The 23,037-nt window shown below is 67.3% G+C and carries 22 protein-coding genes and 1 tRNA gene; 19 read left to right on the top strand and 4 right to left on the bottom strand.

Translation table 11 applies throughout. The features are described 5' to 3' along the window. Positions 1 to 77 precede the first annotated feature (77 nt). Positions 78 to 815 carry an SDR family NAD(P)-dependent oxidoreductase gene (locus N0B15_RS01810; RefSeq protein WP_263017624.1) on the bottom strand — a complete coding sequence of 246 codons (738 nt, stop codon included), beginning with the start codon at positions 813 to 815 and terminating at the stop codon, positions 78 to 80. An 85-nt stretch (positions 816 to 900) separates the two neighbouring features. On the opposite strand from N0B15_RS01810, the gene N0B15_RS01805 reads away from it, so the two are divergent. The 14 genes from N0B15_RS01805 (at position 901) to N0B15_RS01740 (ending at position 13,954) form a co-directional block, all read left to right on the top strand. Further along, positions 901 to 1,353 carry a universal stress protein gene (locus N0B15_RS01805; RefSeq protein ID WP_263017622.1) on the top strand — a complete coding sequence of 151 codons (453 nt, stop codon included), beginning with the start codon at positions 901 to 903 and terminating at the stop codon, positions 1,351 to 1,353. Positions 1,354 to 1,511: 158 nt separating this feature from the next. Then, positions 1,512 to 2,489 carry an ROK family protein gene (locus N0B15_RS01800; protein ID WP_263017620.1) on the top strand — a complete coding sequence of 326 codons (978 nt, stop codon included), beginning with the start codon at positions 1,512 to 1,514 and terminating at the stop codon, positions 2,487 to 2,489. A 42-nt stretch (positions 2,490 to 2,531) separates the two neighbouring features. Next, complete coding sequence (locus N0B15_RS01795) at positions 2,532 to 4,118, top strand: LVIVD repeat-containing protein (protein WP_263017618.1); 1,587 nt, start codon at positions 2,532 to 2,534, stop codon at positions 4,116 to 4,118. A gap of 103 nt (positions 4,119 to 4,221) precedes the next feature. After that, a complete protein-coding gene (locus tag N0B15_RS01790; protein WP_263017616.1) occupies positions 4,222 to 4,578 on the top strand; it encodes a NifU family protein in 357 nt (118 codons plus the stop codon). Positions 4,579 to 4,739: 161 nt separating this feature from the next. After that, complete coding sequence (locus tag N0B15_RS01785; protein ID WP_263017615.1) at positions 4,740 to 5,315, top strand: amino acid-binding protein; 576 nt, start codon at positions 4,740 to 4,742, stop codon at positions 5,313 to 5,315. After that, positions 5,315 to 6,262 carry a homoserine dehydrogenase gene (locus tag N0B15_RS01780; RefSeq protein ID WP_263017614.1) on the top strand — a complete coding sequence of 316 codons (948 nt, stop codon included), beginning with the start codon at positions 5,315 to 5,317 and terminating at the stop codon, positions 6,260 to 6,262. The genes N0B15_RS01785 and N0B15_RS01780 overlap by 1 nt, the downstream gene beginning before the upstream one ends. Positions 6,263 to 6,463: 201 nt before the next feature. Further along, the gene (tuf, locus tag N0B15_RS01775; protein WP_263017612.1) at positions 6,464 to 7,729 is read left to right on the top strand and encodes a translation elongation factor EF-1 subunit alpha; all 1,266 of its coding nucleotides are present in this window, start codon (positions 6,464 to 6,466) and stop codon (positions 7,727 to 7,729) included. Between the two features lie 3 nt (positions 7,730 to 7,732). Then, positions 7,733 to 8,041 (top strand): 30S ribosomal protein S10, encoded by a 309-nt coding sequence (gene rpsJ, locus N0B15_RS01770; RefSeq protein WP_263017610.1) that lies wholly within the window; start codon positions 7,733 to 7,735, stop codon positions 8,039 to 8,041. A 174-nt stretch (positions 8,042 to 8,215) separates the two neighbouring features. Beyond that, on the top strand, positions 8,216 to 8,827 hold the full coding sequence (locus tag N0B15_RS01765; RefSeq protein WP_263017608.1) for a rhomboid family intramembrane serine protease: 612 nt from the start codon (positions 8,216 to 8,218) through the stop codon (positions 8,825 to 8,827). A 46-nt stretch (positions 8,828 to 8,873) separates the two neighbouring features. After that, positions 8,874 to 8,945: transfer RNA gene (locus tag N0B15_RS01760), tRNA-Ala, on the top strand. A gap of 1,492 nt (positions 8,946 to 10,437) precedes the next feature. Beyond that, positions 10,438 to 10,590, top strand: a complete 153-nt coding sequence (locus N0B15_RS01755) for a hypothetical protein (protein WP_263017606.1) — start codon at positions 10,438 to 10,440, stop codon at positions 10,588 to 10,590. Positions 10,591 to 10,749: 159 nt separating this feature from the next. Next, a complete protein-coding gene (locus N0B15_RS01750) occupies positions 10,750 to 12,729 on the top strand; it encodes a heavy metal translocating P-type ATPase (RefSeq protein ID WP_263017604.1) in 1,980 nt (659 codons plus the stop codon). Between the two features lie 55 nt (positions 12,730 to 12,784). Further along, entirely contained in the window at positions 12,785 to 13,153 is a 369-nt protein-coding gene (gene lwrS / locus N0B15_RS01745) for an LWR-salt protein (RefSeq protein ID WP_263017602.1), read from the top strand. An 84-nt stretch (positions 13,154 to 13,237) separates the two neighbouring features. After that, complete coding sequence (locus N0B15_RS01740) at positions 13,238 to 13,954, top strand: HAD family hydrolase (RefSeq protein WP_263017600.1); 717 nt, start codon at positions 13,238 to 13,240, stop codon at positions 13,952 to 13,954. On the opposite strand, the gene N0B15_RS01735 is transcribed toward N0B15_RS01740, so the two are convergent. Both N0B15_RS01735 and N0B15_RS01730 read right to left on the bottom strand, forming a co-directional pair. Further along, positions 13,951 to 14,598, bottom strand: coding sequence for a helix-turn-helix domain-containing protein (locus N0B15_RS01735; protein WP_263017598.1), 648 nt, complete (start codon positions 14,596 to 14,598; stop codon positions 13,951 to 13,953). The genes N0B15_RS01740 and N0B15_RS01735 overlap by 4 nt on opposite strands. Positions 14,599 to 14,686: 88 nt before the next feature. After that, entirely contained in the window at positions 14,687 to 16,567 is a 1,881-nt protein-coding gene (locus N0B15_RS01730; RefSeq protein ID WP_263017597.1) for a molybdopterin biosynthesis protein, read from the bottom strand. A 224-nt stretch (positions 16,568 to 16,791) separates the two neighbouring features. Here N0B15_RS01730 and N0B15_RS01725 point away from each other — a divergent pair, with 224 nt between their 5' ends. After that, the gene (locus tag N0B15_RS01725) at positions 16,792 to 17,505 is read left to right on the top strand and encodes a YIP1 family protein (RefSeq protein ID WP_263017596.1); all 714 of its coding nucleotides are present in this window, start codon (positions 16,792 to 16,794) and stop codon (positions 17,503 to 17,505) included. 24 nt (positions 17,506 to 17,529) lie between these two features. Here N0B15_RS01725 and N0B15_RS01720 read toward each other — a convergent pair whose 3' ends face one another. Then, on the bottom strand, positions 17,530 to 18,810 hold the full coding sequence (locus N0B15_RS01720; protein ID WP_263017595.1) for a molybdopterin molybdotransferase MoeA: 1,281 nt from the start codon (positions 18,808 to 18,810) through the stop codon (positions 17,530 to 17,532). A gap of 90 nt (positions 18,811 to 18,900) precedes the next feature. On the opposite strand from N0B15_RS01720, the gene N0B15_RS01715 reads away from it, so the two are divergent. From N0B15_RS01715 to N0B15_RS01700, 4 genes are all read left to right on the top strand, one after another. After that, positions 18,901 to 19,722, top strand: coding sequence for a GIDE domain-containing protein (locus tag N0B15_RS01715; protein ID WP_263017594.1), 822 nt, complete (start codon positions 18,901 to 18,903; stop codon positions 19,720 to 19,722). Positions 19,723 to 19,860: 138 nt separating this feature from the next. Next, positions 19,861 to 20,223 carry an Hsp20/alpha crystallin family protein gene (locus N0B15_RS01710; protein WP_263017593.1) on the top strand — a complete coding sequence of 121 codons (363 nt, stop codon included), beginning with the start codon at positions 19,861 to 19,863 and terminating at the stop codon, positions 20,221 to 20,223. Positions 20,224 to 20,239: 16 nt separating this feature from the next. Continuing rightward, complete coding sequence (locus N0B15_RS01705) at positions 20,240 to 21,901, top strand: ABC1 kinase family protein (protein ID WP_425494205.1); 1,662 nt, start codon at positions 20,240 to 20,242, stop codon at positions 21,899 to 21,901. 34 nt (positions 21,902 to 21,935) lie between these two features. Continuing rightward, positions 21,936 to 22,997 carry an enolase-like domain-containing protein gene (locus tag N0B15_RS01700; RefSeq protein WP_263017592.1) on the top strand — a complete coding sequence of 354 codons (1,062 nt, stop codon included), beginning with the start codon at positions 21,936 to 21,938 and terminating at the stop codon, positions 22,995 to 22,997. The last annotated feature ends 40 nt before the right edge of the window (positions 22,998 to 23,037 follow it).

Genomic DNA, 23,037 nt, shown 5'->3' with positions numbered 1-23,037 from the left:
TTTTACCCGTCCGTTCGACTGCCCCACTCCGCCTCGCGACTCGCTCGTTCGGCCGCTCGCTCGAGCGCACCCCGTCCTCACACCCGCTCGGGCAGCCAGCCGCCGTCGACCTCGAGATTCTGCCCGCTGACGTACCCGTTCTCGGGGTCGAGGAAGAATAGCACGGCGCGCGTGAGGTCCTCGAACGAGGCGGGCCGCCCGCGGGGGAGTTCCGCGGGGAACTCGTCGCTGTTCTCGACGACGTACGGCGAGACGGCGTTGACGGTGATGCCATCATCCTGCGTGTCTCCGGCGAGCATCCGTGTGAACATGATGACGCCCGCTTTCGCCGCGAAGTACGGGAAGTTCACCGGCGAGACGAGTCCCTGCTCGCTCGAGGCGTAGCCGACGTTGACGATCCGGCCGTAGCCCGCCTCGCGCATGCTGGGCAGTGCGCGTTTCGAACAGAGGTAGGTCGCGGTGAGGTTCGTCTCGAGAACGCGGTTCCAGGTCTCGAAGGAGAGTTCCTCCCAGTGGCTGGGCGCGAAGTCGCCGACGTTGTTCACCAGCGTGTCGACCGCGCCGAGGTCGGCTTCGACCGCAGCGAAGAGACCGTCGACGGAGTCGGGGTCGGTCACGTCGGCCTGGACCGTCGTCACCGCCCGCCCGCCGCGAGACCGCGCCTCGGCTGCCACCTCGCGGGCGGCGTCGGCACTCGTGTGGTAGTGGACGGCGACGGCCGCACCACGGTCGGCCGCCGCGAGCGCGAGTGCGCGTCCGACGCCGCGAGCGCTCCCCGTGACCAGCACCGTCCGCTCCGAGAGATCCGGTTGCATACGCGTCTTTCTCCCCTCCGGCGCTTAGGTCCGGGGGTCGCCACCGCCGGATACTATTATGGGTCTGGGTGAGGGAGAGTGACAGATGGCACTCGAGACGATCCTGCTGGCCGTCGGTCCCGGGGATGCGACGCGCACCGACGACCTGGCGGAGGCGGTCGTCGAGGTGGCGGAACCGGCAGGCGCGACCGTCCACCTCGCGCACGTGTTCACCCAGGCGGAGTACGACGAGGTGCTCGCCCGACTCGACTTCGACCTCGAGGTCGACGAGGTCGACCCGGACGAGGTCGCAGACCGCCACGCGACGATTCGCGCGCTCGTCGCCGTACTGGACGACGAGGGCGTCGACCACGAGGTTCACGGCGCGGTCGGCGACCACGGCGCATCCATCGTCGAGGTCGCGACCGCGGTCGGCGCCGACCGGGTCGTCGTCGGCGGCCGACGGCGCTCTCCCGCCGGAAAGGCGGTGTTCGGTAGCACCGCCCAGGAAGTGCTCCTCTCGGCTCCGTGTCCGGTGACGTTCGTCCGCGGCGAGTGACTTCGTTCGTGTGACCGCATCCTTCGCTCGTGTGAGTCCGTCTCCCATCCACCATGTGTTCGGTGGTACCACAGACCACGCAACCTGTCGACTCGAGACTCAATTCTGCGAAAAGATGTGTGCAGTTAAATGCTGGGGCCTGTATCAGTACCTCACGGATGGTCTACTACGCGGGTGTCGATCTCGGGGCGACGAACGTTCGCGCCGTCGTCGCCGAGGACGACGGAACGATCATCGGCGTGAGCCGAAACGGAACGCCGAACGGACCGACTGGAATCGACGTCACGGAGGCGGTGTTAGCGACGCTGCGCGGTGCGGCGGCCGACGCGGGCGTCGCTCCCGAGGCGGTCGAAGCCGCCGGCATCGGCTCGTTCGGGCCGTTCGACCTCGCGGCGGGCGAGGTGATCAACCCGGCCAACCTCCCCGATACGGTCGACCGCATCCCCCTGACCGGTCCCGTCGAGAACCTCATCGACTCCGAACAGGTCTACTTACACAACGACACCAACGCCGCCGTCATCGGCGAGCGCTTTCACTCCGACCGCAACCCCGACGACATGGTCTACCTCACCATCTCCTCGGGCATCGGCGCTGGCGTCTGCTGTGACGGCGAGATACTCGATGGGTGGGACGGCAACGCCGGCGAGGTCGGCCACTACGTCGTCGACCCGACGGGCCTGATGACCTGTGGCTGTGGACTCGAGGGCCACTGGGAGGCCTACTGCTCGGGGAACAACATCCCCGAGTACGCCCGCCTCCTCGCCGAAGACGACCCCACGCTGGTGACGGCGCTCCCGCTCGAGGACCCCGACCTCTCGGCGAAGGACGTCTTCGACCTCGCCGGGACGGACGAACTCGCCGACTACACCATCGAGCAGGTCGCCCACTGGAACGCCATCGGCGTCGCGAACCTCGTCCACGCCTTCGCCCCCATCGTCATCTCCATCGGCGGCGCGGTCGCGCTCAACAACCCCGAACTCGTCGTCGACCCGATCCGCGAGCGCGTCGCCGACATGGTCATGTCGAACGTCCCCGAGATCACGCTCACCGGTCTCGGCGACGACGTCGGCGTCGAGGGCGCGCTCGCGAGCGCGCTCACCGAAGGCACCGGCGACCGCAGACTGCTTCGCGCCTGAATCGGGCGACGAACTCTTATTCACTCGAGCGCGAGGCTAGCCATGCGACGCCGAGCGTTCCTCCGAACTGGTGTCGGTGCCGTCGGCGCACTCGGTGTCCTCTCGAGTCCCGCCCTCGCGTGTGCGACTCACGACCACGCGGCCGCCCTCGGCGCGGGCGTCACCGACGACGACCTCCTCGAGTCGGACCCGCCCGCCGACTCCTACGAGCCACTGGGGGCGCTCGCACTCGAGGGGGCCGCGGAGGCGGTCGTCGGTGACGACGGTGAGACGGTCTACGTGGCGACCTACGATGGTTTCGCGACCGTCGACGTGCGTGATCCCGCAGCGCCGACGCTGCTCGCCGACGAGCGCGATTTGCTCGCCGAGACTGGATACGACCCGGTCACGGAGATTCTCGACGTGAAGGTGAGCGGCGACCGTCTCGCCGTCGTCGGTCCGGCGAATCCGGCCTCGGCCGACGAGTTCCACGGCCTGCTCGTCTACGACGTGGCCGACCCGGCCGACCCGACGCTCGTCGGCGACCCCTCCGAGATCGGTGTCCACCTCCACAACTGTTTTCTCGCGGACGATCTGTGCTACCTCGTCACCAATCCGGGGGGCGACGGCGTCGACGGCCCGAACGAACTCGTCATCTGTGACGTCTCCGGCGAGACCGAGGTGGTGGGCCGGTGGTCGCTGCTCGAGATCGACGAGCGCTGGGGTGACGTCCACTGGCTGCTGTGGTACCTCCACGACGTGTTCGTCCACGAGGACCTCGCCGTCCTCGCCCACTGGAACGCCGGAACGGTCCTCCTCGACGTGAGCGACCCGACGGCACCGGCCGTCCTCGCACAGGTCGACCCGGTCGACGTCGACGACCTGCTCGCGGTCGGCCCGGGCGAGATCACCGAGACCCAGCAGACCCTGCCGGGGAACGACCACTACTCGGCGGTCGACGACACCGGGGGGCTGCTCGCCATCGGCCGCGAAAGCTGGGCTGCAGACGCGGGCGACCCCGACGGCGCGGGCGGCATCGACCTCTACGACGTCACTGATCCGACCGATCCCGTCTACCGCTCGACGGTCGAGCCGCCGGAGACGCCCGACGCCTCCTACAACGCCGGTCTCTGGACGACTGCACACAACTTCGAGCTTCGCGACGAGACGCTCGTCGCCTCCTGGTACCGCGGCGGCGTCACGGTCCACGACGTGAGCGACCCCGGCCAGCCACTCGAGCGCGCCTCCTGGCGCGACCCCGACACGGCGGCGTTCTGGACCGCGCGCGTCGCCGGCGCCGAGACGTTCGTCGCCAGCAGTACGCCGCTCGTCCCGAACGCACCGGCCGTCGGCGGTCTCTACGTCTTCCCCATCGAGGACGGCACGCAGGCCGACCAGCCGTCGATGGCCGACGCACAGACCGGCGTCGAGTTCGGCGGCGAGACGGACGACGCCTCGAGCGGGACCGACGACTCCCGCTCGGATTCGCCGGCACCCGACCACGGAAACGCGAACGCCAGCACCGGTGCGGGCGACGGCGGCGGAGCGGACGCGGTGCCGGGCTTCACGGCCGGTGCTGGCGTCGCCGGTGGTGCACTCGCCCTCGAGTGGCAGCGCCGTCGGCGGGCGGCGGACGACCAGGGGCGCTGAGCGGCCGTCTCGACTCTCGCCCGGATCCTCTGTAACGGTCGTACACGCCATGCTCGAGGCCTGAACCCCAACTCTTTCGGTGATCGGGGTTCTACTCACGCGTATGAGTGATTCCGAGGCAGGGCAGGCGTCGTTACAGGAGCGCGTCGAGAAGTGGCTCGCCCGCGAGATGCCGATCATCCAGATGCACGGCGGGACGAGCGCCGTCCGCGAGGCCGATCCGGACACCGGCGTCGTCGTGATCGAACTCGGCGGTGGCTGTAGCGGCTGTGGCGTCAGCGACATCACGACCGCGAACATCGAGGCGGCGCTGCTCCAGTGGGAAGAGGTCAACGAAGTCATCGTGCGCGTGCCCGACCCGCGCGAGAGCCTCGGCGGGCCCGAAGGCGGCGAACCGATCATGGGTATCGACCGCACCGAGGGCGGCCGCGGTGACTGGGGTCCACTGCGGTCGAACTAGTCCTGCGGGCGAGCGAATCGATGTCTTTTCCTGCCTCGGGCGATGGAGATGTGGACGATGGCCAGTTTTGGGAACGCCTGTACGCTTTTTATCGCTCCGGTGCACACTCCGTGCAATGACGGCGACTGGACGTTCGCGAGTGCAGACGCGAGTGATCGGCGATGAGTGACCGCGCAGACAGCCACGAGGAGCCAGCCGAGGACGACGAGCCGGAGACCGACGGCGGTCTCCAGGCCCACACCGTCCGCCTCGAGCTCGTCGACGAACCCGGCGAGTTGCTCCGGACGCTCGAGCCGATCGCCGAACGCGGCGCGAACCTCTTGAGTATCCACCACGAGCGCGGGAACATCACCCCGCGCGGACACATCCCGGTCGAAGTCGACATCGAGTGTCCCCCCGACCGCTTCGAGGGCATCGTCGACGCCCTCCGCGAGGCGGGTGTCAACGTCGTCCAGGCCGGTGCGAACCGCTACGGCGAGGAAGTCAACGTCGTCCTCGTTGGCCACCTCGTCGAGACCGACCTCTCCGATACCCTCTCTGCGATCGAAGACAGCCCGCACACCTCGGTGATCGACCTCTCGCTGGCCGCCCCCGAGGGCATGGACGCCGTCTCGAGTGCGCGCGTCAGACTCGCGGTCAACACCGGCCGCGCCGAGGACGCGCTGGCGACGGTCCGCGAGATCGCCGACGCCAAGGAGTTCTGTGTCGTCGAACCGTTGCCCGGAGGTGAGACCTGATGCGTCTCGCTATCCTCGGTGCGGGCGCGGTCGGGCGCTCGGTTGCCGACCTCGCCCCCGAGTACGGCCACGAGGTCGTCGCACTCGCCGACTCGAGTAGCGCCGTCGTCGACCCAGACGGCATCGCCGTCGACGCGGCGCTCGGACGGAAAGACGGCGGCGACGCCCTCGGTGCCAGCGACCCCGAGGACGTCTTCGAGACCGACTACGACGTGCTGATCGAGGCGACGCCGACGACGCTCGGCGAGGCCCAGCCCGGCTTCTCCCACGTCGAACGCGCGCTCGCCGACGACCGCCACGTCGTCCTCGCGAACAAGGGTCCCGTCGCCGAACGCTACGAGGAGCTGCGCGCGCTCGAGACCGAGAGCGCGGGATCGATCCGCTTCGAGGCGACCGTCGGCGGCGCGATTCCGGTCTGCTCGACGATCGAAGACTGTACGCCCCAGTCGGTGAGCGCGGTCCGCGGCGTCTTGAACGGTACCGCGAACTTCATCCTCACGCGCATGGCCGCCGAGGGACTCGGCTACGAACACGTCCTCGCCGAGGCCCAGGACCTGGGTGTCGCCGAAGCCGACCCGACCTTCGACGTCGACGGCACCGACGCCGCGCTCAAGTTCGTCATCTTGGCGAACGTCCTCGCCGACGGCGGTTTCTCGCTCGACGACGCCGAGGTGACCGGCATCCAGGACATTCCGGGCAGCGCGCTCGACCTCGCCGCCGAGGACGGCCTGACGATCCGACTCATCGGCGAGGCCACTCGCGAGGGCGTCCGCGTCGGTCCTCGCCTCGTCCCCGAGAACGGCGCGCTCGCCGTCACCGGCACGCGAAACATCGTCCAGATCGAGACGAAAAACGCCGGCAGCCTCCACAACAGCGGCCGCGGTGCCGGTGGACCGGAGACCGCTACGGCCGTCCTCTCCGACGTGGGCCGTCTCCCGCTCCGCTGACGGTCGCTCACCGCCTGCTCGAGTCGGCCGCTCGATCTCCGGTCACGGGACCGCGATTCGCGAAACCGACATCGTCGTCCGTGTGAATAACACGCAAACCGATAGACGGCGTGGGGGTGGCCGAAACGCGCTTTCGAAATGGTTTTAACCGCTACTGCCAAACAAAACCGATATAAGCGCCTCTGCGCGTGAGCTACAACAATGAGTGACAAACCGCACCAGAACCTGGCCATCATCGGCCACGTTGACCACGGGAAGAGTACGCTGGTCGGGCGACTCCTCTTCGAGACGGGGAGCGTACCCGAGCACGTCATCGAACAGCACCGACAGGAAGCAGAAGAGAAGGGCAAGGGTGGCTTCGAGTTCGCCTACGTCATGGACAACCTCGCAGAGGAGCGAGAGCGCGGTGTGACCATCGACATCGCCCACCAGGAGTTCGACACGGACAAGTACTACTTCACCATCGTCGACTGTCCTGGTCACCGTGACTTCGTCAAGAACATGATCACGGGCGCCTCCCAGGCGGACAACGCCGTCCTCGTCGTCGCCGCAGACGACGGTGTCGCCCCGCAGACCCAGGAGCACGTCTTCCTGGCTCGCACCCTCGGCATCAACGAACTCATCATCGGCATCAACAAGATGGACGTCGTCGACTACTCCGAGGACTCGTTCAACGACGTCGTCGCCGAAGTCAACCAGCTGCTCGGGCAGGTCAACTTCCAGGTCAGCGACGACTCGTTCATCCCCATCTCGGCGTTCGAAGGCGACAACATCGCCGAAGCCTCCGACAACACCGACTGGTACGGCGGCCGCACCCTCCTCGAGGCACTCGACGACCTCCCGGAGAACGAGCCACCGACGGAAGCGCCGCTGCGCCTCCCCATCCAGGACGTCTACACCATCTCCGGCATCGGGACCGTCCCCGTCGGCCGACTCGAGACCGGTGTCATGAACATCGGCGACAACGTCTCCTTCCAGCCCAGCGACGTGGGCGGCGAGGTCAAGACGATCGAGATGCACCACGAGGAAGTGCCAGAAGCCGGTCCCGGTGACAACGTCGGATTCAACGTCCGCGGCATCGGCAAAGACGACATCCGCCGTGGTGACGTCTGTGGTCCCGCCGACGACCCACCATCGGTCGCCGACACCTTCCAGGCACAGATCGTCGTCATGCAGCACCCCTCGGTCATCACCGCCGGGTACACGCCGGTCTTCCACGCCCACACCGCACAGGTCGCCTGTACGGTCGAGTCCATCGACCAGAAGATGGACCCCGCGACGGGTGAGGTCGCAGAGGAGAACCCCGACTTCATCCAGTCGGGCGACGCCGCTGTCGTCACCATCCGACCGCAGAAGCCACTCAGCATCGAGCCATCCAGTGAGATTCCCGAACTCGGGAGCTTCGCCATCCGCGACATGGGTCAGACCATCGCCGCCGGCAAGGTCCTGAGCGTCAACGAGAAATAATCGATGCAACAGGCACGCGTTCGACTCGCGGGCACCAGCCCACAGGACTTAGACGACATCTGTAGTGACGTCCGCGAGATCGCCAACAACACCGGCGTCAACCTCAGCGGCCCGATCCCGCTGCCGACGAAGACGCTCGAGGTGCCAGCACGCAAATCGCCCGACGGCGAAGGAACGGCGACGTGGGAGCACTGGGAAATGCGCGTCCACAAGCGTCTGATCGATCTGGACGCCGACGAACGCGCACTCCGCCAGCTCATGCGCATTCAGGTACCGAACGACGTCTCTATCGAGATCGTCCTCGAGGACTGAGACGGTCCCTCGTGATTCCTCAGCCGGAGTTTCCCGCTCGAGCGATCTCCGGCTGATCGGTCACACCGACCCGTCTATTTGCGACTCCGACCTCGATTTTCTCGCCGCTCACCCCGTGAGCCACCGCCCGCGCGAGTGTGAGCGCTTTTGTAGCCTCCGGCCGTTGTTCCGGCCATGCTCCGCTCGTCTCCGGGTGACACTCGAGGCTCGACGTCCGACTCGAGTGCGAGTCCGATCCTCGAGACGCTCGTCGTCTTCGTCCTCGTCTTCGTCGCCCAGTTTCTCACCGAACTCGTCGGGCTGATGGGCATGCTGTTCGTCCTCGCGCCGCCGGTCACGACCAACCCGTGGACGGTCGTCACGAGCGTCTACGCCCACGGCGGCGTCGGCCACCTCCTCTCGAACAGCGTCGCCCTCGTCGTCTTCGGCTGGCCCATCGCCCGCGCGACCACCCGCCTGCGCTTTCACACCTTCTTCGTCGTCACCGGCGCGCTCGCCGGCCTCTCCCAGATCCTGCTCACGGAGGCCGTCGGGACGGCCACGCCCGTCCTCGGTGCCAGCGGCGCCGTCTTCGCGCTCTTTGGCTACCTCCTGACCGGCAACCGCCTCACCGAGACCGTCGCCTCGCGGCTCACCGTCCACCCCTGGGTGACGCTCATCGTCTTCGTCGTCCTCGCCGGACTCGTCACCGTCGCCACCGGCCGCCCCGGCGTCGCCCTGATCGCCCACTTCACCGGCTTCCTCCTCGGGCTGGTCGCCGGCCGCGCCCGCCTCCTCCAGCCCTAGGGCGAAACACAAGCTACAAGTAGCGATACCGGCTACAATCCCTCGAGGGCTCGTAGATCAGTGGTAGATCGCTTCCTTCGCAAGGAAGAGGCCCCGGGTTCAAATCCCGGCGAGTCCACTTCTTCACGTCGCTTCGCTCGTTCAGTCGTGGACTCACCGTACCTCGCAAACCCTCCGGGTTTGCTCAGTCCCGGCGAGTCCATAATTCTTGCGCGGCTCACACATTCGTGAGCCGCGCGAATTGTCGTCGAAGGCGGGATTTGAAGCCCTGGAAGTCGCAGCGCGAGCGAAGCGAGCGACAGTCTTCCGTTGAGTCCACAATTCTTGTGCGGCTAACACTGATCCGAGTGAACCAGGGTGGTCTGCGCGAACGCCGAGGAGTTGCTCGAGGACGCTCGCGACGTGTCTACTGACGGCGCTCCCGCACCAGACGGGACCGAGAACCGCTGGTCGTTACGGACGATCGGTTTCACCGCTCGAGTCTTCGTCTCGACCCACGGGCTCACCCGTTCGAGGATCGTAGTATTCTCTCCCGAAAAACCCACGGAGCGCCATCGTCGATCCGATATAGGTGCCAGCGACGAGCAGGACGAACCCGAGTAGTAGATCCCACATCATGTGGTAGTTTTCTGAACAGACTGTTTAGGTCTATTCGTTCTACACGCAATCTGGCGCGGTGCGACCTCGAGTTACCTGCTTGAGGACGTTCCGTCGGAGATCGCCGTGCGTGCTCGTCTCGACGAGGAGCGCACGTCACTCCCACACCGTCTGGAACGCCGCTCGAGCATCGGGTAGCGGGCGGCCTGGCGAGTGACAACACTACTTTCCGGGACTATCACCCTCATACCGTCCTCCCGCGGCGCGTGGCGACGGATACCCCTGATTATTTCAATTCCAAATGCTATGTGTTATTTGCTCTATGAGGATCGGAGATGTAGAACACATACCTAAGGTATTTGTCGAGAACAGACATATTGGATTTTTCATTCCACCGGCAACCTTTGGTTATTTGTATCTAATCAGTTCTGATCCATTACACCTGTTCTTCTTTTCAATAATGTCTGCAGTTTCCATTGTCATTTACATGTTTTCAGATCTCCCTCAGCATGGCATTTCTATAAATGAGACAAAAGAGGCAGGAAATTTTGCTGCAAGTTTTCTCATCGCTGGTTATATTATCGGTTGCATTTTTTTGTATATTGAACATTCTATATCGGCAAACGAAATAACTTCAGAAGAAGTTGTATTTCTTATACTGTTATTTTCAAACATTTGTTGGCTTAGTGGCTTTTCCGTCTATAATATGTTCAAGACTAAGTAATTACAAGCTTTCTCTCCTCTCCACGGTTTCCGCTCTTCTCAATCCCTCAGGGCTGGGGGACACACGCTGCGAAGATTGATTTGCCGAATATGGATACGAGCGCGAATCGGTCGTGTTCATATTCGATCGTTCACGGGCATGGGCGCACCGATTGGGACACATCCCTGGCGCCCCATTGTAATTGAACGCCCGTTGAGTGACTGAACGCTTCTAGAATATCCAGTTCGTGTTCACGAGGAGGGACCGTACTCACCACAACCTTTTGCGACCAGCGCCAATAGTTGCCAGTATGAGCCTGACCACTGACGATTTCACGGCGTTCCTGACCGGTGATCCCGAGGACGACGAAGACATCCCACTTGGTGATGCGCTCCGTGAACTAGCGGTCGAGATCGAGACGGACGCCGTCGAAGACGTCCGTGACGGCCGCGAACGGTTCTGAGGCTGTTTCTCGAGCCACCCACCATCGTCACGGCGGTCACACGAGGTACCGTCTCGAAACTCGAGGAAGTGATTAACCGGAGTGGCGCGACCCTACTGTATTCCTCGAGCCACCCACTCACCTCCGAACGCTTATCGCACACTGGACGCACCATAGGACATGAAAACGACGACGGAGTTCCTCTCGAGCGCGCACACTCGAGCGGGTGCCTCGGCGGTTCGCCCGGTCGTCCGCCGACAGGCGGTGTTCGTCGCGCTCACGTTCGCCGGGATGATCGGGGGGCTGGTCGGGGGGTGGGTCGGCGCTCCCGACACGGCGGTGTGGGCCTGCTATGCGGTCGCCTACGGCTTCGGTGGCTGGTACGGACTGAAGGGGAGTCTCCAGAGTCTCCGGGTGCCGGAGGTCGAGATCGACCTGCTGATGATCATCGCCGCGCTCGGGGCGCTCTACATCGGCGCGCCGTTCGAGGGGGCGATGTTGCTGTTTCTGTTCTCGCTCTCGGGGGTGCTCGAGGAGTACGCCATCGGGCGCTCGCGGACGGCCATCTCCTCGCTCGTGGAGATGCGCCCGGAGTCGGCGCAGGTGCTGGGCGAGGGCGGTGAGTCGGCCGTTCCGGTCGAAGACGTTGCGGTGGGTGACGTCTTCGTCGTCAGGCCGGGTGCTCGAGTTCCGCTCGACGGCGTCGTCGAATCGGGTGAGAGCACGGTCGATCAGGCCTCGCTCACCGGCGAGTCGGTGCCGGTCGCGAAGGGACCCGGCGACGAGGTGTTCAGCGGGACGATCAACGAGACGGGGAGTCTCGAGGTTCGGGTCACGCGAGCGGCCGAGGAGTCGGCGATCTCGCGGCTCATCCACATGGTCGAGGAGGCCCAGAGCAAGCGAGCGCCGACCCAGCAGCTGATCGACCGCTTCGAACAGCCCTACGTGCTGGGCGTCTTCGCGATGACGGCGGTCGCCATCGCCCTCCCGCTCGCGCTCTTGAGCCACGCCTTCGAGCCGACGTTCTACCGGGCGATGACGCTGATGGTCGCCGCCTCGCCCTGTGCGGTCATCATCTCGACGCCCGCGGCGGTGCTCTCTGCGATCTCCGCCGGGGGCCGCCAGGGCGTCCTGTTCAAAGGCGGCGAGCACATCGAGACGGCGGGCAACGTCGACGCCATCGCCTTCGACAAGACGGGGACGCTGACCGAGGGCAACACCCGGCTGACCGACCTCGCCGTCCGCGAGGGTGCGCGTATCGACGGCCGCCCGCTCGAGGAGACGGCCCTGTTGCGCCTCGCTGCGGCGGTCCAGTCGCGCTCGGAGCACCACCTCGCGGAGGCGACCGTCGAGGCGGCGGCCGAACGCGGTCTCGAGACTCCGTCTGCGAGCGGCTTCTCGGCGGTCGTCGGCAAGGGTGTCCACGCCACCGTCGAGGGTCAGACGCTCCACATCGGCAATCCGCGCTACTTCGAGACGGTGACGGCGGGTGAGTCGATCGAGGGTCTCGAGACGGGGCTCGACGCCGTCCGCGAGCTGGAGGCGCGCGGGAAGACGAGCGTGCTCGTCGTGAGCGAGCGCGGTGGCGCGTTCTCAGTCCTCGGCTGGCTTGCGTTCACCGACACGATCCGGCCGGACGCCGCCGAGATGATCGCCAGCCTGCGCGAGCGCGGCATCGAGCGCATCGTCATGCTCACCGGCGACAACGAGCGCGTCGCCCAGTACATCGCCGACGAACTCGGCATCGACGAGTACTACGCCCAGCTCTTACCGGAGGAGAAGGTCGCCCACATCGAGGCGCTCCAGGAGCGCTACGAGTCCGTCGCGATGGTCGGCGACGGCGTGAACGACGCGCCCGCGCTCGCGACGGCGGACATCAGCATCGGCATGGGCGGGGCGGGCACCGACGTGGCACTCGAGACCGCGGACATCGTCCTCATGTCCGACCGACTCGAGCGCCTCCCCTACGCGTTCGCGCTGAGTCGGGCGACGCGGCGGACGCTCTTCGTCAACTTCTCGATCGCCTTCGGCGCGATCGCGATCATGGTGGTGGCGATTCTCACGGCCGGGATTCCGTTGCCGGTCGCCGTGGTCGGCCACGAGGGTTCGACGGTCCTCGTGAGCCTGATCGGGCTGCGGCTGTTGCGTTTCGATGGGTGAGTCCCCCGCCCACCGCAGACACCACATTCACCACTCTCGAGCACCAACTCGCGCTATGGACGCCCACTACGCGTTCGCGGTCACGATCCGTCTCGAGCCAGCTACCGACGAGGTCCGCCTCGAGCGGCCGACACTCGAGCGCCGGTGTTTACTCGAGGCCCCGGAGCCGGGGACGGAGGGCTGGATGCGGTTTCGAGAGCTGTGCTGGCGTGGCGAGGTCGCAGACGAGACCTACGCCCGGCGGCTGCTGGGCGAGAAACTCGGCCTGTCCGTCGAGGCGGTCTCGTTCCGAGCGCTGCACACCGACGAGGCGTATCTCGAGGCGCTGAAAGCCGAGATTGCCGAGTCGCTCGAGGCGTTCAAGGCCGACTCGGTGACCGAGGTGCTCTCGAAGTATCTGGGCTCGTCGCTCGTCGTCGAGTAACCCGTTTCAGTTGGTCCTATCGCACCGCGTGTGAGAGGCCGAAACGCACTTACTCGCGTCGTCCGTAGATAGCTGTCCTAACGCATGGTCCCATCGTACGATTTCTGGTTGCTCGACCTCGACGGGACGCTGATCGACGTCGACTGGTCGTACACCCGCGAGGTGTTCGACGCGGTGGGTGACCGGCTGGGTCGGCCCTTCACCGACCGGGAGGCCGAGATCATCTGGAACGGCTTCACCGGCTCGCGCGACTACCAGCTTCGCGAGTGGGGAATCGACGCCGAGGCGTTCTGGGATGCCTTTCACGCCGAAGAGGACCCGCAGGTCAGAGCCGAACAGACCTACCTCCACGACGATGCCCGCTTCGTCGCCGACCTCGAGACGCCCGTCGGACTGGTCACTCACTGCCAGCAGTTTCTGACGGACCCGGTGATCGACCACCTCGACATCCGCGACTGGTTCGACGTCGTCCTCTGCTGTACGGCCGAGACGGGGTGGAAACCGGACCCCGACCCCGTCGAGCAGACGGTCTCGAGCCTCGGCTTCGAAGTTGGTAACGGCCACCGTGGCGTGCTCGCTGGCGACGGCTCGAACGACGTGGGCGCGGCGTGGAACGCGGGCCTGGATGCGATTCACGTCGAGCGCATCGGCCACGACCGCCGGGGGCGCTGTGTCCTCGGCGACTACCGCGTGCGCTCGTTCGACGAACTGGACCTCACCTCGAGCGCGGCGGCGACCCGGGAGGCGTCGCTCATGCGCGAGGGCGACACGGCGACGTCCGACGCCTCAGAAGGGGTCTAGTTCGGCTGGTCGCTCATCGGCTGTAACTCGGCGTCGACGAGCGTCTCGTAGGCCCGCCGGAGGCGCTCCGAGAGCGCCTGGTGGGAGATACCCAGTTCGGCGGCCAGTTCCTCCATCGAGATCCGACGCGGAATCTCGAAGTAGCCGTGTTCGAACGCCGCCGCCAGCGCCTCCTGTTGTTGTGGCGTCAGCCGTGTGTGTGGACTCGAGGCGTCGGTGAGTTCGGTCACCCGCCGGAGGTCGGCGTTGATCCCTCGCTCGACGAGGCGGTCGTGAGCACGACAGAGGTCCTCGCGGTCGCGAAACCGCATCCGGACCTGCCACCCGCCGCTGGTGACCGTCGCCTCGAGCAGTGACGCCTCGTCGCCGAGGAGGTCGTCTAAGAACCCCCGGGCGTCGGGGGTGAACGAGACGTCGTAGAGCAGTCGGCCGTCGGCTTCGACCAGCAGTTCGAACGCGTCGACCGTCGGGTCGTCGTCGAGTGCGGCTTCGACCGCCTCGGCGTCGACGTCGTTGATCCACAGGCAGGGCAGCGTCTTCGAGACCGACGGCTCGAGTTCGACGGTCGCCGTTGGCACGTACTCGAAGACGACCGACAGTGCCGTCTCTTCGGCTGGCAGACGAAACTCGGCAATCGTCGACATCACTCGAGGTACACCACTCAGCGGTAAAACTGCTACCCCGCTTCGCAGGACGGTCACTGAACCTGTACAGTCATGGTGATCAGTACCGTTACCTCGACGCGAGTTCCCGCTCGAGTGCCTCCTCGAGTGTGCCTACGCCCGGCTTCTCCCGGCGTGGCGGGTTCACGAGGACGCGCACCGGCTGTTCACCGAGCGGGACGAACCCCAGGCCGAGGTGGCTGGCAGTTTCCCGGAGTCCGACCCCCGCGTCCGCCTCCCCGGCGGCGACGCGCCGGGCGGGACTCTCGATTCCGCGGAGTCGCAGGTCGTAGCCCTCGATCGCTCGCTCGAGCGCTCGCGGTCTCTCACCGCGGTCGTCGGCCAGCGCCCGCACCCGTGTTTCGAGTCCGCGGGCGAGACTCGAGTCCGCGTGGACGTTCACGAAGCGGGTGTCGCCCTCGAGCAGCGACGCGAGACCGTCGACTTCGTCGGGGTTGCCGGCGGGGACGAGCAGTCCCCACTCGCGCTCCCACGAGGCGAGCGTCGTCGCGTCCGCGGGCGTGCGCCCCTCGGCCGGTCCGGCGACGACGGCCACGTCCGGGATGCCCTCGCGCAGCCGCCGCAGTGCCGGGCGCGCACCGATCGGGAGGTAGCGTGCGCCCTCGACGCCGTCGAGTGCGCGCGAGAGCGTCGGATCCGCGTCGCCGACGCCGAGCAGCGCCGGCGGGCGGACCGCCGGGGAGAACAGGCGAACGGTGACGCGCTCGTCCGCGGCGAGGTAGGCGGTGTCGGGGTGGACCTCGACGAAGCCGTCGGCGTGGGCGAGGCTGGTCGTCGCGCCGCTGCCCTTGTCGACGGGGTAGACGAGGAACTCACCGTCCGCGCTCGTCTCGTCGGGTCCCGGCTCGAGGATGCCTACCGGTGCCAGCCGTAGCCGCCCCTCTTCGGAGCGCTCTTCGATCGCCATCCGGCCGGTGACGGTCGCCGTCTCGGGTTCGGGGAGACCCGCCGCCTCCCTGATCGCCGGGGCGACGAACGTCCGGAACACCATCATCGCCGACACCGGGTAGCCGGGGAGACCGACGTAGGCGGAGCCGTCGAGTTCGCCGACGAGCATCGGCTTGCCGGGTTTGACGCTGACGCCGTGGAGCAGGAGTTCTCCCCGCTCTTCGATCACGCGATACACCACGTCGACGGCGCTCGCACTGGTCGACCCCGACGAGAGCACGAGATCACACTCGTCGGCCGCCTCCCTGAGAACGCGCTCCATCTCCGCCTGCTCGTCGCCCGCGTGCGGGTAGACCACCGCCTTGCCGCCCGCTTCCTCGACGCCTGCGGCGACCGTGTAACTGTTCACGTCGTAAATCTCGCCGCGCGTGCTGTCGATCTGCTCGCCCGGCCTGACCAGTTCGTCACCCGTCGAGACGATGCCTACTCGGGGACGCGAGCGCACCGCCACCTCCTCGACGCCGAGCGCCGACAGCAGGCCGATCTCTCGAGGCGTCAGCCGCGTCCCCGGGCCGAGGGCGCGCTCGCCCGCAGCGACGTCCGCCCCGGCGAACATCACGTTGTCACCCGGGGCGAGTCCCGTCCGCACGAGGACGTCCTCGCCGTCGCGGTCCGTCCGCTCGACGGGCACCATCGCGTCCGCCCCCGGCGGCATGACGGCACCCGTCGAAATCTCGAGTGCCTCGCCCGCCTCGAGCGCCCGGCGTGGCGCGTCACCCGCGTGTACCTCGCCGACGACCCGCAGGCGGGCGGGGTCGCTCTCGTCGGCTCCGAACGTCTCCCGTGCGCGCAACGCGTAGCCGTCCATGCTCGCGCGGTCGAATCCCGGCACGTCGAGTTCGGCGTCGATTCGGGCGACGAGCACCCGGCCGTGGGCGTCTGCGAGCGGGACCCGGTCGATGCCACCCTCGAGTGCGAGCGAGCGAATCGCCGCCCGTGCGTCGTCGGGCGAGGCGAGGTCGCGAAACTCCTTGCGGTCCATGCGCCACCTTCGAAGCGGACGGGTAAAAACGTCGGTCGGTTCGGCGGGTGGTGTTTAGTTAGGCGAAAACCGACCGGACAACCGCCACAGGGTGGGATTGAAAGCGGCGGGGCTTTCTGGGTGCTATCCACCGACGAACCGGCACCCATTGCCAAACTAAACACGACCGCCAAACGTAACAGAAACCCTATCGGTGTTGCCGCGCGATGGCCGGACGAGTCCCCATGTCCCTCCTCGACCTCTTCGTCCGCCCGCGACGGTTCTTCCGCGAGCGACCCGGCGCGTTCGCGCTCGGCCCGGTGCTGGCTGCGCTCCTCGTCGCGGTCGTCGTCCTCACGGTGGCGTACCTCGCCATCGGTCGGCTGTTCGCGGCCGAACTCACGGCGACGACGACGGTCGACAACCCGAACCGGCCGCCCGACTGGCACTGTGCGAACCTCCCCGACGACTCACCCGTGACCGACCGCTGTGACGAACCCGAGACGCTCGAGCGCCGCGAGGGCGCGCTGCTCTGGGAGGCCTGGACCGGCCTGGTGTTCGCCATCCCGGTCGGCGTCGGCTTCGGCTGGCTCTGCTACGGCGTCGGTCTCCACCTCACCTCCGCGCTCTTCGGCGGGCGCGGACCGATCACCCGAACCTTCGCCGTCGCCGCCTGGGGGCTGCTCCCGGTCGCCCTCGGCGTCGCACTCGCGGCCGTCGCGCTGGCGCTCGTCCTCCCGGCCGCAGCCATCCCGCCCGACCTCGAGGGACTCGTCGACTGGCTCCAGACGCCCACAGTCAGCACGGCCACGCTCGCCTTCGGCGTCGCCCTCTCGCTCTGGCAGGGTGCCGTCTGGTACGGCGGGCTGACCGAGGCTCGGGACCTCGAGCCACCGTCTGCGGCGCTCGCAGCGGGCGCGGTCGTCCTCGTCGACGTGCTCTGGCGTCTGGTCCTCTGAACACGCACTTTCGAGCCCGTGACCTTACGCCGAGTACTCCCAGTTCTCGACACACACTGTCTCGCCCGCTGGAATCCCTTCGCGGCTCTCCTCGACGACGACCCAGCCGTCGGCGAGGGCGACACTCGAGAGCACGCCCGCGCCGCTGGCCCGCGTCGGCACCGCCACCCGCTCGAGGCACCCGTCCTCACCCTCGCGCTCCTCGAGACGGACGCGTGCGAACGTCCGGGTGCCGGGTTCGCTCGGAATCTTGCGCTCGAGGCGGGTCTCGAGGCTCGCGTGTGGGTCGGGGGTCGTCCCCTCGAGCCAGGCGAGCAGCGGCCGGAGGAACTGGACGGCGTTGACGATGCAGGCGACGGGGTAGCCCGGCAGCGCGAGGACGGGCGTCCCCTCGACGAGACCGAGACAGACCGGGTGGCCGGGTTTCAGCGCGACGCCGTGGACGAGCACCTCGCCCAGGCCGTCGATCACTTCGGGGAGGAGGTCGCGCTCGCCGACCGAGGAGCCACCGGTGGTGACGACCACGTCTTTCGTCAGGTCGCGCTGGATCGCCACCCGCAGCGCCTCGGGGTCGTCGGTGACGATCTCGCGGTAGGTCGCCCGGCCGCCCCAGCGCTCGACCAGCCGCGAGACGGTGAGCGCGTTCGTCTCGACCACCTCGCCGGGTGCGGGGTCACGCTCGACGAGTTCCTCACCCGTCGGCACCACCCCGACGGTCGGGCGCTCGCGAACGCGGACGCGCTCGAGACCGACCGAGCGCAACAGGCCGAGGTCTGAGGGGCGAAGCCGGTGGCCCGCCTCGTAGAGACGCTGGCCCGCCTCGACGTCCTCGCCGGTCGGGGCGACGTTCTCGCCGACGCCGACGGCGTCGTGGACCTCGAGTTCGACGCCCTGCTCGAGTGGCAGTTCCTCGACGTGTTCGATCATGACGACCGCGTCCGCCCCCTCGGGGAGTTCGCTCCCGGTGTGGACGCGCACTGCGGTGGCGTCGTCGACCCGGTCGCTCCCGTCGGGCGCTGCCTCGAGGACGGCCGGTGAGCGTCTGCTCGCGCCGAAGGTGTCGGCGGCGCGGACGGCGTAGCCGTCCATCGCCGCGCGGTCGTAGTGGGGGACGGCCCGCGCTGCCGTCACGTCTTCGGCGAGGACGCGCCCGTCGGCCGCCGCGAGGTCGAGGTGCACCGTCCGCTCGTCGGCGCTCGCTGGCTCGAGCGCCGAGACGGTCTCGCGGAGTGCGTCTCGAGCGGCGCGGACGCGCGTCCGTTCTTTGAACCCCGACTCGGTTCGGTCGCGTGCTGGCCCGGTCATACCTCGAGAGGAGGTGGCCTGTGGCAAAAACGTGCGGGGACCCGGGTCGCTGTCGGTGCGTATATGATACCTGGGCGACACCCCCTCGGTATGGCCGCGTTTCTGACGAACCCGCTCGCCGCCGGTCTCTTCGTTCTGGCCGCGCTGGTGGCGCTCGTCTGTCTGCTCTACGGCGTCCGGGAGCTCCAGCTCGCCAACCACGTCCTGCGCTCGACGCCCCACTCGGTGCTCGAGACGACCCGGGGTGGACCGGTCGAACTCCGCGGGAAGGCGACTCCGGCGACCGGCGTCCTCCGCTCGCCGCTTACCGACACGCCGTGTCTCGCCTACGAGTACGAGGTCGAAGAGGAGTACAGCACGAAAAACGGCTCCTCCTGGCGGACCATCGACTCCGGCGACCGCTCCGTTCCGTTCCGACTCGAGGACGACTCCGGGTCGGTCCTGATCGAGGCCCCGCTGGCGTCGTTTCGCCTCGAGCGCGACGCGCGGATTCGCGTCGACGGTGGGACGACGCCGCCGGAAGCCATCAGGCGCTACATCGAGCGCACCGAGGACGTCGACTGTCAGGACAGTTCGGTCGACTTCGGTCTCTTCGAGATGCGGACGGGGAGCGACCGGCGTTTCTCCGAGCGCCGCCTCGACGTCGGCGCCGAGGTCCACGTCCTCGGTACGGCGCGCTACGACACGACGGTCTCGAAAAACGCCGGGGAGGTCAACGCGGTCGTCGGCGAGGACGAGGCGGTGTTCTCCGAGAGCCGCTGGGAACGACTTCGCTACCGCCTGCTCGGCTACCCGTTCGTCGTCTCCGACCGGAGCGAGCGCGCGCTCGGTCTCCAGGCGGCGACGTACGGCCTGCTCTCGATTCTCGCCGGTGTCGTCGTCCTCGCAGTCGCGACGGTCTTCCTGGCGTGAGCGCCGCGCTCCCGCGGAGACCGGCCGGCTGGAGGTGTGAGGGTGGCCAGTTGCTGGTGTGAGACCGGCCACTCGAGCCCGGCCGACTCGCCGTCTGCGACCGCGGCCTTTTTCGTATCGCCGTTCGAACGTGTAGCCATGTCCGCGCTTCGTGACGCGTTGCGGAACCTCCCCGATGGGGTATTCTTCGACCTGTTAGAGAGCGACGAGGCGTACCTCCTCGTTCTCGACGTTCCAGGCGTCTCGCCCGATTCGCTCGAACTCACCGTCGAGAACGGCCGCATCTCGATCGAAGCCAGACGCGAGAAGGACCTCTCCGGCGAGTACCGCTACGTCGCGGAGAACCGGCCGCTGTTCGTCGAGGCGGACCTGCCGCTGCCGGACGACGCCGACGACGAGGAGGCGGACGCCACCGTCACCCACGGCGTCCTCGAACTGCGCCTCCCGAAACGCGACTCGGCGACCGAGACCACCATCGAGATCGTCGACGAGGACGGCTAAGCCGGGGTGAGTGACTCTGCTCACGCTCCGCGCGTACCGACGGTTCGTCGTCGTCGCGTGGCAATTTCTCCCGCTGTTGCTCGCCTACGCACGCGACCGGCGGCGGTTTCTCGTCGTCGGCCGCCCTCGCCACGTCAGCAGTGAGGTCCATCGGGCACGCGCAGAGCGTCTCCTCGAGTCACTGTTGACGCTCGGACCGACGTTCATCAAACTCGGGCAACTGCTCTCGACGCGTCCCGATATCCTCCCGCCGGAGTACGTCGGGGTGCTCTCGGCGCTCCAGGACGAGGTCCCGCCCGCGCCGTGGCCCGAGGCGAAGGTCGTCCTCGAGGAGGAACTCGGACCCCTCGAGGAGCGCTTCGAGTCGTTCGACACCGAGGCCATCTCCGGGGCCAGTCTCGGCCAGGTCTACACCGCCCGCGTCGACGAGACCGACGTCGCCGTGAAGATCCGCCGCCCCAACATCGAGACGCTCGTCGAGGCCGACCTCCGCGTAGTTCACTGGTCGCTGCCCATCCTCATGCTCTTCGTCGGCGAGGCCCGCGCCTTCTCCCTCGAGAACCTCGCCGACGAGTTCGCGAAGACGATCCGCGAGGAGATGGACTACGAGCGCGAGGCGACCATGCTGCGTGAGATCCGTGGAAACTTCGCCGACGACGACCGGTTTCTCATCCCTGCCGTCATCGAGAGCCACTCGAGTTCGCGCGTGCTCACGATGGAGTACGCCGCCGGCACCAAGATCAACGACGTCGAGACGCTCGACGAGCGCGGCATCGACCGCCGCCGGATCGCCGAGAACCTAGAGCGGTCGTACCTCCAGATGATCATCGACGACGGGGTGTTCCACGCCGACCCCCACCCCGGAAATCTGGCGGTCACCGACGACGGCCGGATCATCTTCTACGACTTCGGCATGAGCGGCCGGGTCGACGCCTTCGTCCAGGAGAAGATCGTCGACTTCTACGTCGCCATCGCCAACCAGGACATCGACGCCATCCTGGACGCACTGATCGAGATCGGGACCCTGAGTCCCGACGCCGACCGGGCGGTGATGGCCGACGTGATGGAACTCGCCATCGCCGACGCCCGCGGCGAGGACATCGAACAGTACCGCGTCCAGCAGATCGTCGGCCAGATCGAAGACTCGATCTACGAGTTTCCGTTCCGCCTGCCTGCGAACCTCGCGCTCGTCCTCCGGGTCGCCACCGTCGTCGAGGGCGTCTGCGTCACCCTCGACCCCGACTTCGACTTCATCGCGACCGCGACGGCCTACCTCACCGAGGAGGGCTACCGCGAGGAATCGATCCGCCAGTTCCTCGAGGAGTCGAGCGCGAACCTCGGGGAGTCGCTCACTGCCGCCACCCGGATCACGCCCAAAGCCGAGCGGACGCTCGACCGACTCGAGCGCGAGGACCTCTACGTCAGGATCGGCGTCGAGGACTCGAACGGCGTCTTCGACAAACTCGCGAAACGGCTGGTCTACGGCATGTTACTCACGATGGGGCTGTTCTCGACGGGCGTCCTCTACGCGCTCGAGGCCCCCGATGCGTCGGTCATCGCGGCGGTGTTCTCTGCGCTGTTGACGATCCAACTGTTCCGGTCGTTCCGCGCACCTCGCTCGATCCGGACGAAACCCCAGTTCACCCGCCAGAACCTCCGCCGTCGCGACCGCGAGTGAGCAGGTCTTTCTGTCCCGGCGACAACTCGAGCGTATGGACTACGAGCAGGTCGCTTCGCTCCCGGTTCGGATCGACGCCGTCTCGACTGCCCAGCGGACGCGCGAGACCTCGAGTGACTTCACGCGCGTGACGACGGTCGTCTCGCTCACCGGTGAGCGAGACGACGGCGACGGCGTCGTCACCGGCCGTGGCGAGGACGTCACCTACGAGACGGCCGAACACGAGGCGCTCGCAGAACGGGGGCTGCCCGACCTCACCGGCGAGTTCACCGTCGACTCGTTCTCGGCTCACCTCGACGGTCTCGATCTCTTCCCGGGCGGTGCACCCGACCGCTCCGTCTTCCGCAACTACCGCCGCTGGGCGCTCGAGAGCGCCGCGCTCGACCTCGCGCTCAGACAGGCCGGAACCGACCTGCCGACGGCGCTCGGACGCACCGAAGAGCCGCTCCGGTTCGTCGTCAGCACCCGCCTCGGCGAGCCGCCGACGACCGACCGCCTCGACACGCTGGCCGAACGTGACCCGTCACTCGAGTTCAAACTCGATCCGACACCCGAGTGGGACGACGACCTGGTGGCGTCACTCGCCGAATTCGACGCGGTACGCATCCTCGACCTGAAGGGGCAGTACGAGGGAACCGAGGTCGACGTGCCGGCCGACCCCGACCTCTACGAGCGGGTGCTCGAGGCGTTCCCCGACGCCGTGGTCGAAGACCCCGCGGTGACCGACGAGACGCGTCCGGTTCTCGAGACCTACACCGACCGCCTCTCGTGGGACGCGCCGATCCACGGCGTCGAGGACGTGGAGGCGCTGCCGTGGGAACCCCGCTGGCTCAACGTCAAACCCTCCCGATTCGGCTCGCTCGAGTCGCTGTTCGAGACGCTCGCTTACTGTGACGAGCGCGACATTCGCTGTTACGGTGGCGGCCAGTTCGAACTCGGTGTCGGCCGCGGCCAGCTACAGCAACTCGCCGCGCTCTACTACGCCGACACGCCGAACGACGTCGCCCCGCGGCGGTACAACGATCCCGACCCGGGCGAGGGGGTGCCGGGGAGTCCGCTCGCGCCACCCGCCGAGACCGTCGGCTTCGGCTGGTGAACGCGTCCCGGACCGGTCGCTTTACGGTCTCACCCTGAGA

This window comes from Natronobiforma cellulositropha (assembly GCF_025629245.1).
In the GTDB taxonomy this organism is placed as follows: Archaea; Halobacteriota; Halobacteria; order Halobacteriales; family Natrialbaceae; genus Natronobiforma; species Natronobiforma cellulositropha.
This window is presented reverse-complemented; position numbering and strand designations above follow the sequence as displayed.